The 13706-nt window shown below is 60.7% G+C and carries 11 protein-coding genes and 1 pseudogene; 7 read left to right on the forward strand and 5 right to left on the reverse strand.

All coding sequences use genetic code 11. The features are described from left to right. Nucleotides 1-317: 317 nt before the first annotated feature. Together ACLIMP_RS22170 and ACLIMP_RS22175 are read right to left on the reverse strand one after the other, a co-directional pair. Entirely contained in the window at nt 318-3467 is a 3150-nt protein-coding gene (locus tag ACLIMP_RS22170) for a P-loop NTPase fold protein (protein ID WP_443478377.1), read from the reverse strand. Nucleotides 3468-3571: 104 nt separating this feature from the next. Further along, a complete protein-coding gene (locus ACLIMP_RS22175) occupies nt 3572-4717 on the reverse strand; it encodes an endonuclease/exonuclease/phosphatase family protein (RefSeq protein WP_443478378.1) in 1146 nt (381 codons plus the stop codon). 399 nt (nt 4718-5116) lie between these two features. Here ACLIMP_RS22175 and ACLIMP_RS22180 point away from each other — a divergent pair. Continuing rightward, nucleotides 5117-6111, forward strand: a pseudogene (locus ACLIMP_RS22180) (IS481 family transposase). Nucleotides 6112-6208: 97 nt separating this feature from the next. Here ACLIMP_RS22180 and ACLIMP_RS22185 read toward each other — a convergent pair. Continuing rightward, complete coding sequence (locus ACLIMP_RS22185) at nt 6209-6868, reverse strand: helix-turn-helix domain-containing protein (protein WP_443478379.1); 660 nt, start codon at nt 6866-6868, stop codon at nt 6209-6211. Between the two features lie 150 nt (nt 6869-7018). On the opposite strand from ACLIMP_RS22185, the gene ACLIMP_RS22190 reads away from it, so the two are divergent. After that, a protein-coding gene (locus tag ACLIMP_RS22190; RefSeq protein ID WP_443478072.1) for an IS3 family transposase occupies nt 7019-8187 on the forward strand; the annotation gives its coding sequence in 2 pieces (ribosomal slippage) (nt 7019-7280 and nt 7280-8187; 1170 coding nt in all). Between the two features lie 378 nt (nt 8188-8565). On the opposite strand, the gene ACLIMP_RS22195 is transcribed toward ACLIMP_RS22190, so the two are convergent. Further along, a complete protein-coding gene (locus tag ACLIMP_RS22195) occupies nt 8566-9222 on the reverse strand; it encodes an SOS response-associated peptidase (protein WP_443478916.1) in 657 nt (218 codons plus the stop codon). Nucleotides 9223-9547: 325 nt separating this feature from the next. Here ACLIMP_RS22195 and tnpA point away from each other — a divergent pair, with 325 nt between their 5' ends. The 3 genes from tnpA (at nt 9548) to tnpC (ending at nt 12054) form a co-directional block, all read left to right on the forward strand. Next, entirely contained in the window at nt 9548-9994 is a 447-nt protein-coding gene (gene tnpA / locus ACLIMP_RS22200; RefSeq protein ID WP_443478380.1) for an IS66-like element accessory protein TnpA, read from the forward strand. A 29-nt stretch (nt 9995-10023) separates the two neighbouring features. Then, on the forward strand, nt 10024-10344 hold the full coding sequence (gene tnpB / locus ACLIMP_RS22205; protein ID WP_443478381.1) for an IS66 family insertion sequence element accessory protein TnpB: 321 nt from the start codon (nt 10024-10026) through the stop codon (nt 10342-10344). 129 nt (nt 10345-10473) lie between these two features. Then, entirely contained in the window at nt 10474-12054 is a 1581-nt protein-coding gene (gene tnpC / locus ACLIMP_RS22210; RefSeq protein ID WP_443478917.1) for an IS66 family transposase, read from the forward strand. 40 nt (nt 12055-12094) lie between these two features. Here tnpC and ACLIMP_RS22215 read toward each other — a convergent pair whose 3' ends face one another. Further along, complete coding sequence (locus ACLIMP_RS22215) at nt 12095-12610, reverse strand: hypothetical protein (protein ID WP_443478382.1); 516 nt, start codon at nt 12608-12610, stop codon at nt 12095-12097. A 357-nt stretch (nt 12611-12967) separates the two neighbouring features. Here ACLIMP_RS22215 and ACLIMP_RS22220 point away from each other — a divergent pair, with 357 nt between their 5' ends. Beyond that, on the forward strand, nt 12968-13333 hold the full coding sequence (locus ACLIMP_RS22220) for a hypothetical protein (protein WP_443478383.1): 366 nt from the start codon (nt 12968-12970) through the stop codon (nt 13331-13333). Between the two features lie 25 nt (nt 13334-13358). Next, nucleotides 13359-13700 carry a hypothetical protein gene (locus ACLIMP_RS22225; protein WP_185999949.1) on the forward strand — a complete coding sequence of 114 codons (342 nt, stop codon included), beginning with the start codon at nt 13359-13361 and terminating at the stop codon, nt 13698-13700. Nucleotides 13701-13706: the final 6 nt, after the last annotated feature.

Below are 13706 nucleotides of genomic sequence, written 5' to 3' on the forward strand. Positions count from 1 at the left end.
GGGCCTAGACGGGCGCCAAGCCCACCCGCGCTCCGAGAGGGAGGCTCACCAAAAGACGCCGCGCGCGAAAGCGCGCGTCTACGTCACCGGTCCATCACGATGGACCGGCATCCTGCGCCAGCGATCCTCACCGAATGGCCGAGACCGAAAGGGCTCGGTGCCCTGCACGCTGGCATTGTCCCGTCCGCGTGCGGCATGGAGCGCGGTCGCGCCTCAGGCGCGAGGCGCCCGATGGCTTCGGGTCATCAGGAAGCGTCTCAGCACCCAGAGATCAGGCCCAAAACGCTCGGACCCAAAGAGCCCGGGTCCCAGAGAGTTCAGGTCTTGGGAGGAGCAGGGTCCGGCAAGCGCGGCGCGCGCGCATAAGGCGGGGTCAACTTCAGCAGCTCTACAACGGCGGCCTTGTCGAGACGCACACCCCCGGCAAATTGCCCGCCGACAAGCCCCATCAACCGGTCGTCGGTCTTCATTCTCTGAAGCTCTTTCAAGGTCGCTTCGAACGAGCCCGGCAATTGCGCGGTAGTGCAGGCCTTGACGGTAGCGGAGGGATCCTCTTGCGCAAGCATGTCGGCAAGCTCGGGACAGGATGCGAGCAAACGCCACGTCGTGGGCCACTCGACCATGAGCACGACCCAGGTCGCCAGCCGGAACCAGCCGTCCCCCGTTGTCGAGTAAGTCGGATGCTGGAGGGCAGCGGCATGGTGAATGGCGAAGGAGTTGATGATCCGCTTGATCTGACGCGGATTGGCAGGAAGCCAGGGGGCGAGCGCAACGAGGCGCCTCGCAGTCACCTTATCGACATCCGGCGTGGCCGCAACAGCGATAGCCAGTTCATCGTTGATGATCCGTCCGACCGCCTGGTTTGCGGCATCTTCTGCGCTGACTGCTGATGTCGCTGCAGAAGCGCCCGCTCCAGCACCAGTCACGACACCCGCTTCCGCTCGCTGGCGAACCTGATCCATAACCGTCGAGGCTTCAAGCCATTCGGATTTGATACGATCGCGCAGTGTCTCGGCTTCGAAGACGATAGTGGGATCCTTTTCTGTTTCCTCCCGAACTTTCACACGCAACGCGATCTCGGCATCACGCGCAGCGGCCTTCAGGGCTTGAGCGGCCGGCCCAATTCCTTGCGCGCCATCGAGAAGGCCGCCGACATAAGTCACCTGCACCTGAGGGTCGAGACCGGGCAGGAGGTAGCTCAGTTGGATGGCCTTTTCTACGAAACGCGCGCCTATGCTCTGTTCCGCACTGCCGGACACCTCCAGCATCTCACCGTGCTTCGCCTCGAAAGCGCGCTCCAGCCACTCGCGATCGCCAAGGATCAGGAAGACGACGCGCGGACTGCGAAGGATAGTGCGCATGCCGCGAACGAGATCGACGATGACGTCTGGCTTGCAGCGGTCGAGATCGTCGACGACGACCAGGATTGGTCGCCCCATACGGACCATCGTCTTGTGAAAGTGGCGTCTGAAGCGCTCGAGCGGATCGCTTTGGCCAAGGCTCAGTCTTTCGGCCAGCGGGTCCACGCCGGGCGCCAGCGAGCCCACGAGCAGCGATAGCGCTCCGCCCAGAGCCGTCAGGCCGCCCGAGGCGAGCAGGAGCCATCCTGCAAAATTATCAGGCACCGGGCCAATAATCTTCTCGGACGATTTCGCCCCGACACCGGCAGCACCCCACCATTGCAGCCCCAGGTTCAACGCCAGAACAAGGAGGAAGGTCGTTAGCGGGAGTATCAGCTTGGGCGTCCACAGACGCCAACCAAGCTCCCGGATCCAGAGCCAAAGCCACTCGCAAGTCAACCCGCCCCATCTCTTCAATGCAGCCCAACGCCTCGATTGCCCGCCAGCTTTTTCTGGACTGGCATCGCCCTTGCGCACTGCATCGAAACAAGTGTGGCGAATGACCTGGTAGAAGGCCCACCAGGGCGGGGAAATATGCTCGCTTTGCCATGCGTTGTATTCGACGATTATCCAGGGGCGCTTCTCCGCCGCCGTCAAAGCGATCTTCTCGTAAAACATGCGCCCGATTGCAGCCTCGTCGGCAGAGCGGGCGCGCAGGAAGCCGGCCGGCGTACCGCCGTATCCGTAGGGATTGAGGACGCGCGCGATGAAGTTCGCGAAGGTAGTCTTGCCCCCGCCCCACGGCGCATCGAGATGGAGCACGAACGAGGCCCGGGTCTTCGAGCGCGCACAATCCCGATTGAGCTTGCACCAGATCATGTGCAGGCGCCGTGCAAGGACAATGGCGATACCGCCGCGACCCAATGCATCGTCATCGACTTCCGCATCGTCGTCCAGGAAATCAAGGTCCGGTGGCGGCGTGCCAACCGGTCCTGCCGTGTCCTGCGCGGAAGACTGCGGCGAAGCCGGCGCAGGCACAGGCGGCGAGCCCGCCGAGGACTCGGGCAAGATTGATGGTTCCTGATTTACCTCAGGCCCAGTCACTGGAGACACCGTTGGGGGCACCGACGACGCCCCAACCGACGAAGGCGCCGGTTCGGATGCCGGCGAGGAGACAGGCGAAACGAACGAATCCTCTGTCTGTATTGTGGGGTCTGGTTCGTGCGCAACGGACGCGACTGATCCGCTCGCCGGTTGCATGGGCGCCTCGTTCGGCAAGGTATCAATGACCGGTGCGATGAACGGGAAATTGCCGCGCATGTCGATCTTCGGTAACTGCTTGACCTTCATCTGCGCTGCAAGGATGCCCGTTCGCTCGACGACACCTTGCGCGATTGCCTGACTGTCCAGCCCGTGATCGGCGGTTCTCATCTGATCGAGAAATGCCTGAACGAGAAAAGACGGCCGTGCACCTGCAGGCGCATAAGTGAACTCGCCCGGTTCCGCACCGTAGATGAGGAGCCTCGGTGACAGTGCCCGTTCCCGCCAGACCTGCAAGCGAGGCCCCGCACGCAAACCGGAATAGTCCAGTCTACCTGGCATGTCCCGGCAGCCGTCGACGATAACGAGCTGCCCGCGGCATTCAGCGCCGTCCAAAGCCTCAAGCAAATTGTTAAGCGACAAGGCTGCACTGGTGCTCTCAGACTGAAACGATGGCGCCGAAGTTTCATCAGGATAGTCGCCGTCCCGCCTGCCAAGCGAGACGTCATCCGCGAGCAGCAAGGTGTCACCATTGACGTCGGGCGTATGTCCGCCAAAGTAGAGAAAGGCTATGTTGCCGGGATGGCTGCGAACGCTGTAGACCCATTTCTCGACGCTGCGGCGGATGTTCTTGATCGTTGGCGCCGGCCATTCGCTGTCTAGCAGGCCATCCTGGGAAGCAAGTGTTTCGATCGACCCGAGCGGCGCCGTGACATTGCGAAATTGCTTCTGGAACCAGTCGGACAATGCGCTTGCAGATGCGCCGGCAGATTGCAGTTGCAAACCGGGTAGCGAACGATAGCCGCCTACGCTGATGATCAGCGCATGGGTTGCTGCTTGCCGTTCATCCGTCCTTTCGACTTCCATAGTGAGAATCCAGCAATAAGAGCCTATCCACGCTTCCTACTCTGTCGATCCGCGTGGCCCGGTTCGGGGCCCGCAATGCCCGGCACCGTGCAGCCGGCGTCCGATCATCCGAGCCGAACCAGGCCGTTGTCGGCGATATTCTGCAGATAGCTGTCACTGAAATCGGTAGCGATCTCGATCCACAAGGGATGGTGATCCGACATCTGCCACGTACGCCACTTGGCATAGATCTTCTCGGGCGTCTTGGCTTCGAATTCGCCTTCCTCGGGGTCCTTCGCCGGAAGAAACTGCCTATAGTAATCAAAGTCCTCGTCGCGGAAAACGTCCTCGTACATGTGCAGCATGCCGCCGGTAATCACCTTGAAGCGCGGATCCTTCACGCGCACGGCGATCTGGTCGTAGAAATGGTCCCCCGCCTTGCGCACGACATCGCCATCGATTTGCGGAGGGACAACGAAACCATTGGATTTGAGGGCCTCCATGGTCCTGTGCTTGGGACTGACGACGTTGAAGTCCCCGAGCACGATATAGTTCTCGACCGCGCCGTGCCGGTCCTGTTCCTGCTTGCTCTCGCTATTCTGCCGATCGGCCAGAAACTTCACCATCTTCCCGATCTCGTCGATCCTGCGCTCGAGCGCCGGACCAGAGGCGGCGCCGTAATACAGATGCGCGGTGCACAGGCTGAAGCGAAACCAGCCCGACTGAAAGGCCACGAGGAACGGACTGCGGGCGAACTGAAGCTGCTCGCTCTCCTCCGTTTGCTCGTCGCCCCCGGTTTTCTCGACCTTCTTGGGCGCTACGACCTGCTGCCCCTTGGGCAGCACAATCTCACCCGCGATCTTGCGGAACCAGACCTTCTCGGTGTTGTAGACGAACACCATGCGCTCGTCGTTCCCGCCCGAACCTTCGGTCGTGTCGGTCGCAATGAAATCCCATTCGCGGCCGAGGATCGCCATGACCTTCTGCCACGCGGTCAGATCCCGATTGACTTCCTGCACGGCAACCAGATCGAAGCAGGAGATCATTTCCGCGATGTAGTAGAGGCTTTCCTCCCGCCGCGGGCCGTAACCGAACTTGTTCGAATCGAAATCGCGGATGTTCCAAGTCGCAAGCAGCAGCGAGGAATCGCGCTTGCGTTCGCGTAGCTGCGCTTGTCGCGCCCGAATCGCAAGCAGGCGTTCAGCACAATGCTTCGCCCCGGCCTCGTCGTTGTAGAAGTTACGCCTTATCGATGCGTACATGTTCGTCATGTCACCCCCCGAATCGCCCCACGTTATTATGAATTAATACGAGACAATTATGAATAGCGATTTTGAACGCCACAGACACAAACCACAAACCGGATAAAATCGATTGATCTCATCGCGCCATGAGAATTAATATGCGTGCCAAGCCCACTCAAACCGAATGCCGATACTCTTCGATAGCCGTCATGGAACGAGGTGTGAGCAGCCGCAGGTGGTATCGAATGCAGTCGGGCCAGCGGCCCGAAGTGTGGGCCCGCCATGCTATCCATCTGATTTAATGAGCGAACAGTCCCAGGTCTCGCCACCTAGCTGTCTGGTTGCGACACATCATTGGGACATGGTAAATGGGGCCATCGCAGATCACGCGTGGCGCTTTTCCGCTCTTGCTGATGAGGTTTCGTGATGGTGCAAATACATCCCCAAGCCCGGACCACACCTGCTGTACGCGCGGAAATTGCTCGTTCGGTTGAGCCTGCCAGCATGTGGCCAAGCGCTATGGCATCAGCGACGAAACCGTGCGCAAGTGGCGCAAACGTGGAGACCAGGCGGTCCAGGATCGCTCGAGCCGGCCCAAACGACTGGCGTGGCGCATGAGCGGGGAAGAACGCGCGATTATCTGCGCGGTACGTCGGGCCACTGGTTTCCCCCTGGATGATCTCACCTTCGTGCTTCGCCACTTTCTGCCGCACCTCAATCGCGACAGCATCTATCGAGTACTCAAGGCTGAGGGGCTCAACCGCCGCCCGCCCAAGCCTGCAGTGCAGCCGCGTAAAGGGCAAGGCAGTTTCAAAGACTATGATCTGGGTTTCGTGCACATCGATGTAAAACATCTGCCCAAGCTGCGCACCGCGGACGGCGAGATCCGCAAGCGCTTCCTGTATGTGGCCATCGATCGCTGCTCACGGTTCGTCTATCTCGGCGTCTACGACGCCGAAAATGCCGCAAATGCCATCACCTTCTTCAAGGCTGCCAGAAAGGCCTTCCCGTTCCGCATCACCCAGGTCCTGACGGACCGGGGATCCTGCTTCACAGCTGATGATTTTGAACGCGCCTGCGCGCAGCTCAAAGTCATTCATCGCACGACAAAGCCTTATACGCCGCAAACCAACGGTATGGTCGAACGCTTCAATGGCCGTATTGCCAGCGAGGTATTGGGAATCAATGTTGCCGGCCACGCCGATCTCGAAATCCTGCTGACCAGCTTCAACCGCGCTTACAATCGACGACGACAACGCGTGCTCCAAGGCAGCTCACCGCGCCAGAGGGTAGGAGAACGGATCGGGCTGAGACCCGCGCTCGCCAATCCTCTTTACAAGCCATCGGCACCCGACGATCTTATGGTGCAAGTCGACGATATCTTATTTTATGCCAATGATGTGTCGCAACCAGACACCTAGCAGGCCACAGCCAGGAGGTGACCAGTAATGCATCCGGATTGACCGTATGCCGCGGGCCAAACAAGGGCCGCACGCATCGATCGCCGGACCGTATCGGTCATGCTCTCCCGTCCCGGTTGCTCGCCAGTTGCCTTGCCCTTTCCGAAGCGTGCCGCCAGCGCCCAGGCGTCATTCCTACTCGCTTCGCGAACGCTTTCGTCAGATGACTTTGGTCGCCAAAGCCGCACTCCAATGCAATTTGCGCGAGTGGCAGCGTGGTCTCCTGCATGAGCGTACACGATTTCTCGATGCGCCGTTCGAGCAGCCACGCATAGGGCGATGTCCCTATCGTCTCGGTGAAAGCCCTTATGAAATAGCATAGCGAAAGGCGGCATACGTCGGCGACGGCGACAATGGATACCGGCTGCGAGAGTCCGGATCTAAGAAGACAGAGCGAAGCATTCACTTGCCAGCAGGCCAGCCTTGGACCGCGGCTTTCCTTTTGCGTGACGTGCTGGCCCTGGCACAGCGCCGCCAGCGGGGCGCTTGCCGCCTCGGCCGATGAATATGCGTCTTTCGGGTATACGGATGAGCCAGCACGAGAAGAGCGAACGCCATCGACCGTGCTCCTTGCGAGCAAACTATCCGAAGCCAAGCCGTGGGATGACGGGCGAACTGCTGGCGGACCATTTGCTCTTACGCCGCGCACCGGTGAGTTTGGTCCGGAACTGGCATGAGCCAAAGCGTCAGGCGCACCGCCTTTTCGGCGCGCTTTCACACGTTCTCAGTCGCCACGGCGACCTCCCGAGGGTTGCAAGCGTCAATCTTCCCACCGTGAGACGATGTCACGCTTCGCGACCACCACTGATCTGCCCCCTTCTGAGTGGCCCAAAATCTGTTTTAGATTTGGCCACGAAGGAGGACTTGAATGGCGAGGAAGCACAAGCCGGAAGAGATCATCGGCAAGCTGCGTGAAGCGGAGATCGTGCTGGCGCAGGGCGGAACGGTGGCGGATGCGTGTCGCCGGATCGGCGTCACCGAGCAGAGCTACTACCGCTGGCGCAAGGAGTATGGCGGCCTGAAGATGGACCAGGCTCGGCGCATGAAAGAGCTTGAGAAGGAAAACGCTCGGTTGCGGCGGGCGGTGTCAGATCTGACGCTGGACAAGTTGATCCTACAGGAGGCCTCGCGGGGAAACTTCTGAGCCCCGCGCGCCGCAGGCGCTGTATCGATCATATCCGGGGCATGATGCCGGTGTCCGAGCGGCGGGTCTGCCGCGTGCTCGGGCAACATCGATCGACGCAGCGCAAAACGCCGCGTGGGGCGGATGACGAAGCAGCCCTGACCGAGGATATCATCGCGCTTGCCCGGCAGTATGGCCGCTATGGCTATCGCCGGGTGACGGCCTTGCTGCGCGATGCCGGTTGGCATGTGAACCGCAAACGGGTGGAGCGCATCTGGCGCCGTGAAGGGCTCAAGGTGCCGCAGAAGCAACCGAAGCGTGGAAGGCTCTGGCTCAACGACGGATCATGTATCCGCCTGCGACCGGAATATCCGGGCCATGTGTGGTCTTACGACTTCGTCGAGGGACGCACACATGATGGCCGCAAGTTCCGCATCCTGTCGATCATCGACGAGGCCAGCCGCGAGTGCCTCGCCTTACCCATCGCGCGACGGCTGCGCAGCGAGGACGTGCTGGCGACTCTCGCCGAGTTGTTCGTCACACGGGGGCCGCCGGCGCACATACGGTCAGACAATGGCCCTGAATTTATCGCCAATGCCGTGCAGCAATGGCTGGCGAAGATCGGCGTGAAAACGCTCTACATTACACCCGGCAGCCCATGGGAAAATGGCTACTGTGAGTCCTTCAACGGCTCGATGCGTGATGAGCTCTTGAACGGGGAGATCTTCTACACCTTGGCCGAGGCGAAGATCCTGATCGAGGCCTGGCGGCGGCACTACAACACCGTCAGGCCTCATAGTTCGCTGGGGTATCGACCGCCGGCCCCGGAGACGGCGACGGCGCCATGGCTGCCCTCCGGTTCCGCTACGCTGCACCTACGGCCAGCCATGGCGCCGGAGGCAATCTTACACTAACAAACAACCCGGACCACTCGGTGGGGGCCGGTCAGGAAAGCGACTTGTCGTAATAGCAGTTAACTATTCTCAGCCAGTCCGAAAGCCTGAGTGTCCAATGTTCTGGATCATGCCCGGACTTTTTTACGTTCGCGAGCAGTTCTTCCATCGCAGTGAGAATCACGACAGTCTTGTTCAAAACAGCCCCTCTCATTGGCTAATAAGTACCCGATCGATATACTGTTATGAGTGATTTTTCAAACCATATATCTCAATTGCTTGAGTGCGATAAGTGCCATTTTCATACAAAATCACAGGATACAGAGCTTCTGCAATAGAATGGAGTTGAAGCCGATTCCTCGCCCGCGCCTATTAAATCGCAGTCCTGCGAACGTGACGTCAAAGGAGTGTATTTGAAGCAGCGCTCGAATCGGGAAGCGATGGTTGCGCGCCAGCTTTCTTGACCCACGGCTCTGCCGTCCGATCCACAATCAACGGCGAGCTATAGACGCGGCAGAGCTCGAATGCCTCCTCGGGCGTGCCTTCTGTCCAGCGCCGCCAATTCTCGCGCGCCAGGATCGTAGGCATCCGGTCATGCACCTCGGCCATCTGCTCGCACCCGTCGACCATGACCATGGAATAGGCATCACCCCATTCGGCGGTCGGCCGCCAGATGCCGGCGACGGCAAACAATTCCTCATCCGGTAGCGAGTACCAGGTGCGTGTCATGTTGCCCTTCGCGCCCTCAGCTTCAGCCCATGCGCTGACGGGGATCAGGCAGCGACGCTTGGCAAAGCTGTCTCGCCAGAAGCCCGTGTGCAGCTTGTCCTCGCGCGTGTTGTTGACCGGTTTGGGTTTGAGCGGGGCTCCCGTCTTCTTGCTTTTCAGCACCAACGGGAACCCCCAGTTCATGGCGCGCACCGTCTCCCCGGCGATGACTAGGCCAGCATATCCCGGATAAACCTCGGCCGCGAAATTGGGCGCGATGGCGCTCTGGGCGTGGAACAATCCAGCCACCGCGTCGGCGGGCATCGTCATGCGGTACAAATTGCACATACAGGGAGTGTCGCTCAGACCGCGATCGCGTCCCAACAAATTCTTCGGCGTTATCCGAAGGATTTAGCACGATTATCGCGTGCCGCTTCCTGATAGCGGGGTTAGAACAAACATGGAACATGCTATCCAGTTCGGACGATGAGTCGCGAATGGATTTCCGATGGCAGTCGATCAACTTACCCTCCCGCTGGCAGATGATGACCTGATCCGTCTGGCCCGTAAGCGTACGGCCTCCCGCGTGTTGCGGCATTCAGGCTTGGCGCTGACGGACCTCCGCTAAGGAGTCTCTTTCTGGACTCCAGAAGGAGGCCAAGTGAAGGATCGAGTGGAGATCATCGCGCGCACCGATCGGCGCAGGAAGTTTTCGGATGCCGAGAAGGCGGCGATCCTCGTCGAGGCAGATGCAGACGGAGTATCGGTCCGTCAGGTCGCAGAGCGCCACGAGATTGCCGAGAGCCTAATTTACAACTGGCGATCGGCGCGTCGTCAGGCAGCAGCCATCGCCAGTGAAGCGCTCGAGTTCATTCCTTATGGAGCGATCATAACAACGGGGCCGGTCACTGCGCCAGCGGTGTCAGAGCCTCAGAAGGCCCAGCGACCTGTTTCGTCGTCGATGCCGTCCGCGCCGGAGGAACTGATCCGCCCACATCCCGGCACCCGCCCCGGCGCCATAGATATAGACCTGCCCAGCGGCGTTCACCTGTCGGTGGACAGCTACGTCAACGAGAAGGCATTGGCCCGCGTGCTACGGGCATTCCGGGACGTGTCGTGATTTCGCTAGCGCCCGGGACTAAGGTCTACTTGGCAAGCAAGCCGGTCAGCATGCGGCTCGGCTTCGACGGGCTGGCGGCATTGGTCCGCCCCCTGTTCGCGGTCGAGCCCTACGGGGGCCATGTCTTCCTGTTCCGGAGCAAGAGCGGCAACTACCTGAATGCGCTGCATTGGGATGGGACCGGGCTTTGCCTGTTCGCCAAGCGTTTGGAACGCAGCCGTTTCGTCTGGCCGCCGCTCATCGAGGGCGGTGTCGTGCTGACCCCAGCCCAGTTTGCGCTGCTGATCGAATCAATGGATTGGCGGCGCACGGTGCCCCCCGATCCGCCTCGCCTGCCGGTGCAGATTTGACGCGATAATCGTCGCATTTCCGGGCTTTCTGCTTGGGCGGAAGGCCGGATTCTGCTAACAGGAAGCGTGTCTCCCGACGATCTCGAACTCCCTGTGGATCCCGCAGAACTGCGCGCTTTTGCCGAGGCGATGCGCGCACGTCTGGCGGCTTCGGAGCAGGCGCTGGAAGCCGAACGGGCGGCCCATGACGCGACCCGCGAGAAGCTCGAGACGGCCCAGAACTCGATCAAGCTGACGGCGCTCCAGATCGAGAAGTTCAAGGTCCAGCTGGCCCGCCTTCGGCGCATGAAGTTCGGCCAGTCTTCGGAGCGCCTTGCGCTACAGGCCGATCAGCTCGAACTGACGCTGGAGGACCTCGAGGCCGAACATGCCCATGCTGAGTGTGTGATCGAAGGCCATGTGCCCGACGATGCCCCGGCAAAGGTTACCCCTCGCAAGCCTCGCCGTGCTCCGCTGCCCGACCATCTTCCTCGCGACGAGGTTATGCACGCAGCGCCGGATGCCGACGGCTGCTCCGCCTGTGGGGGCACAATGGGCAAGCTCGGCGAGGACGTGACCGAAGTGCTGGAGTATGTCCCAGGTCGCTTCCGCGTCGTCCGTCATGTCCGCCCCAAGCTGTCCTGCAACCGCTGCGATGTAATCAGCCAAGCCCCGGCTCCGGCGCTTCCCGTACCGCGCGGCCGTGCCGGCCCCGGCCTACTGGCCCACGTCATCGTCTCCAAGTTCGCCGATCACCTGCCGTTATACCGCCAGTCGCATATCTACGCCCGCGAGGGCGTCGAGATCAGCCGTTCGACGATGGCGGACTGGCTGGGGCAGGCAAGCTGGTTGCTGCAACCGCTGGTCGATCGGATCGCCGATCACGTCATGGCCAGCGTGAAGCTCCACGCCGACGACACACCCGTCCCGGTGCTGGCGCCGGGGACCGGGAAGACGGCAACCGGGAGGCTATGGGTGTATCTCCGCGATAACCGACGATGGAGCCATCTGGACAAACCGGCAGCGCTGTTCCGCTACAGCCCGGATCGCAAGGGCGAGCGACCGCGCGAGCATCTCAAGACCTTTGCAGGCTTCCTGCAGGCGGATGCCTATGCCGGTTTCGAGCGTCTCTACGCGAGTGACCGCCAGCCCGCGCCGATCACGCCGGTTGCGTGTTGGGCCCATACCCGGCGCAAGCTGAACGATGTCTACAAAGTAGACCCGAACTCGGCTGCGCTCGATGGGCTGCAGATGATCGGTGAGCTTTACGACGTCGAGCGGCAGATCGTGCGCGAACCCGCGGATTTTCGTCGCAAGGCTCGGAAGCTTTCGAAGCTCAAGGCGCTGGATTTCTTCGCCTGGGCTGAAGAGGTGCTTTCCAGAGCCTCAGCCCGATCGCCGCTGGCCGAGGCCCTGCGCTACGCGGTTAAGCTGAAGCCGCAACTGCTCGCCTACACCGACGACGGCAGGCTGGAGATCGACAACAATCCGGCGGAGAATGCGCTGCGAGGTATATGTCTCGGCAGGAAGAATTGGCTTTTTGCAGGCGCCGATTGCGGCGGTGAGCGCGCCGCCGCGATGTATTCGCTTCTGGAGACGGCCAAACTCAACGGCGTCAATCCGCAGGAATGGCTGGCTGACGTCCTCGATCGCATCGGCAAGGGCCATCCCATCAACCGGATCGATGAACTGTTGCCTTGGGCGTGGAAGGCAACGGATCGAGTAACTTGAGATGAGGCCACCAATTATCGGGTGACGGACCTAATGGTGGTCATGGTCTGATCGTTGCCGCATGCAATTTCCAGATCGTTACGCCGTCTCCAGTTTGAGTAACTGGCGTCCAATCTTGACCTGATGGGACAAGTTTGGGGTCGTGCAAATCCGTCACGATATAGGTGTCGACGAGCATCATCCGCCTAGCGCAATCGAAGTGTTCGCGTCGCTTTATAACGGGTTCCATCCTCAACTCGGTGTCGACGGATGCAACGTCGCCATTCCGCTGTGCTGAGGAGAGATCGATAAAGCGCGGCCCCAGATCTGTTTCAGACAGACGACGCCAGCGCGCCACCGATCCTAACGACGTGGTCAGGCACTCATAGTCCTCCGCGAGCAAGCCAGATCGGCCAGGAATCAGCTTATACTCGTTATTGCATCCCGCACCGGCAACATTCTCGGCATCAGAACGCGCGTCCCACTCAACAAATCTTTTCGCGTAGCGATCGGCAGGATGGCTGCATCCGCTGATCGCCATAAGCACCAACAATGAAATCGCAGGCCGCATTTCCACTGCTTGCCTCCGATCCAATCAACAGCGCAACGAAAATCGTTGCTCTGGGGTGACCTCTTAGCAACTCCCCATACTGAACGCCCGTTGTTTCCCGGAACGAAACCCAAAAAGCAGGTTCCATTCGCGGAGACCGGACGCTTACTCTGGCCCAGCACAAGTATGAACGCGCCGACCGTAGCGGCGCGACGGAGGAAGACTTCAGGCACCTCTGCGATATATTCCCTGCCGTGCTCCAGCGGTTGCGGGAGAAGGCTGAGATCACTCGCAATCTGGTGGCGATCAAACGCCTCGATCTGAACAGCCCCGAACCCTGGCAGCATTTGCTGTCAGAAGCCGCCGAGTGAGACAGGTGCCTTCATGACGGATATCCAGAAAAGCACGCCCGAAGATCTTCGCCGAGAAATCACCCGCCTGCTGGACGGCAAGGGGCATTTTGCCGGCGCCGATTACCGCGCGTTCACCCCGGCCCCGCCCGACCCGCGCCTGCGTGAAAGCGGCAGGACGCTGCCACCGGCCGAGCGCGGCGCCTTCGGCCGATGGCTCGTCCGCCAGACCGAGGCTACGGGTTTGCTGGCGAACCTCGTGAAGGCCGCCCGGGCGGATCGCCAGTTCCCCCTCGATGGCGATCCCGAAGCGGTTCGAAAGCGGCTTAGCAACTGCGGCGCCGATGGCGATATATTCGAGGCCGTCGAGGAAACTGAACTCGACTGGCTGAGCTACTGACCAGCGAGCCAAGGCGTTACCGGCCATGCGCTACAACAAGGACGGATACCACGAGCCGTCATCGATCAAGGAAGCCGCCTTGTTCTGCTGTGCGGTGGTTCCCGTGTGCAAATGCGGGTACCGCTGTTCCTTCGATCCGTGGGACCTCTGGTATCATTTCGAGCGTTACCGATGGGACGGCGCGTTCTCGGCCGCCAAGGCTCGCTTCTGGTGCAGGGTATGTGCATCCAGGGAAAAGTCGAGCGCCGCAAAGAAGCGAGTTCGGCCGATCCGCTTCGATCTAGAACGGCCGCAGAAACCCGATGTCTGCCTGCCCACGCCACCCGATCATGAATGGCGGCGGGTAGTCAGTCGCACACGCTGCTAATGGAGC

This window comes from Novosphingobium aeonii (genome assembly GCF_052279045.1).
In the GTDB taxonomy this organism is placed as follows: Bacteria; Pseudomonadota; Alphaproteobacteria; order Sphingomonadales; family Sphingomonadaceae; genus Novosphingobium.

Coding starts and splice junctions, on each gene's coding strand:
- ACLIMP_RS22225 (WP_185999949.1), top strand. CDS start 13,359: ATGCGCTACAACAAGGACGGATACCACGAGCCGTCATCGATCAAGGAA.
- tnpC (WP_443478917.1), top strand. CDS start 10,474: ATGCGCGCACGTCTGGCGGCTTCGGAGCAGGCGCTGGAAGCCGAACGG.
- ACLIMP_RS22175 (WP_443478378.1), bottom strand. CDS start 4,717: ATGACGAACATGTACGCATCGATAAGGCGTAACTTCTACAACGACGAG.
- ACLIMP_RS22220 (WP_443478383.1), top strand. CDS start 12,968: ATGACGGATATCCAGAAAAGCACGCCCGAAGATCTTCGCCGAGAAATC.
- ACLIMP_RS22170 (WP_443478377.1), bottom strand. CDS start 3,467: ATGGAAGTCGAAAGGACGGATGAACGGCAAGCAGCAACCCATGCGCTG.
- ACLIMP_RS22195 (WP_443478916.1), bottom strand. CDS start 9,222: ATGTGCAATTTGTACCGCATGACGATGCCCGCCGACGCGGTGGCTGGA.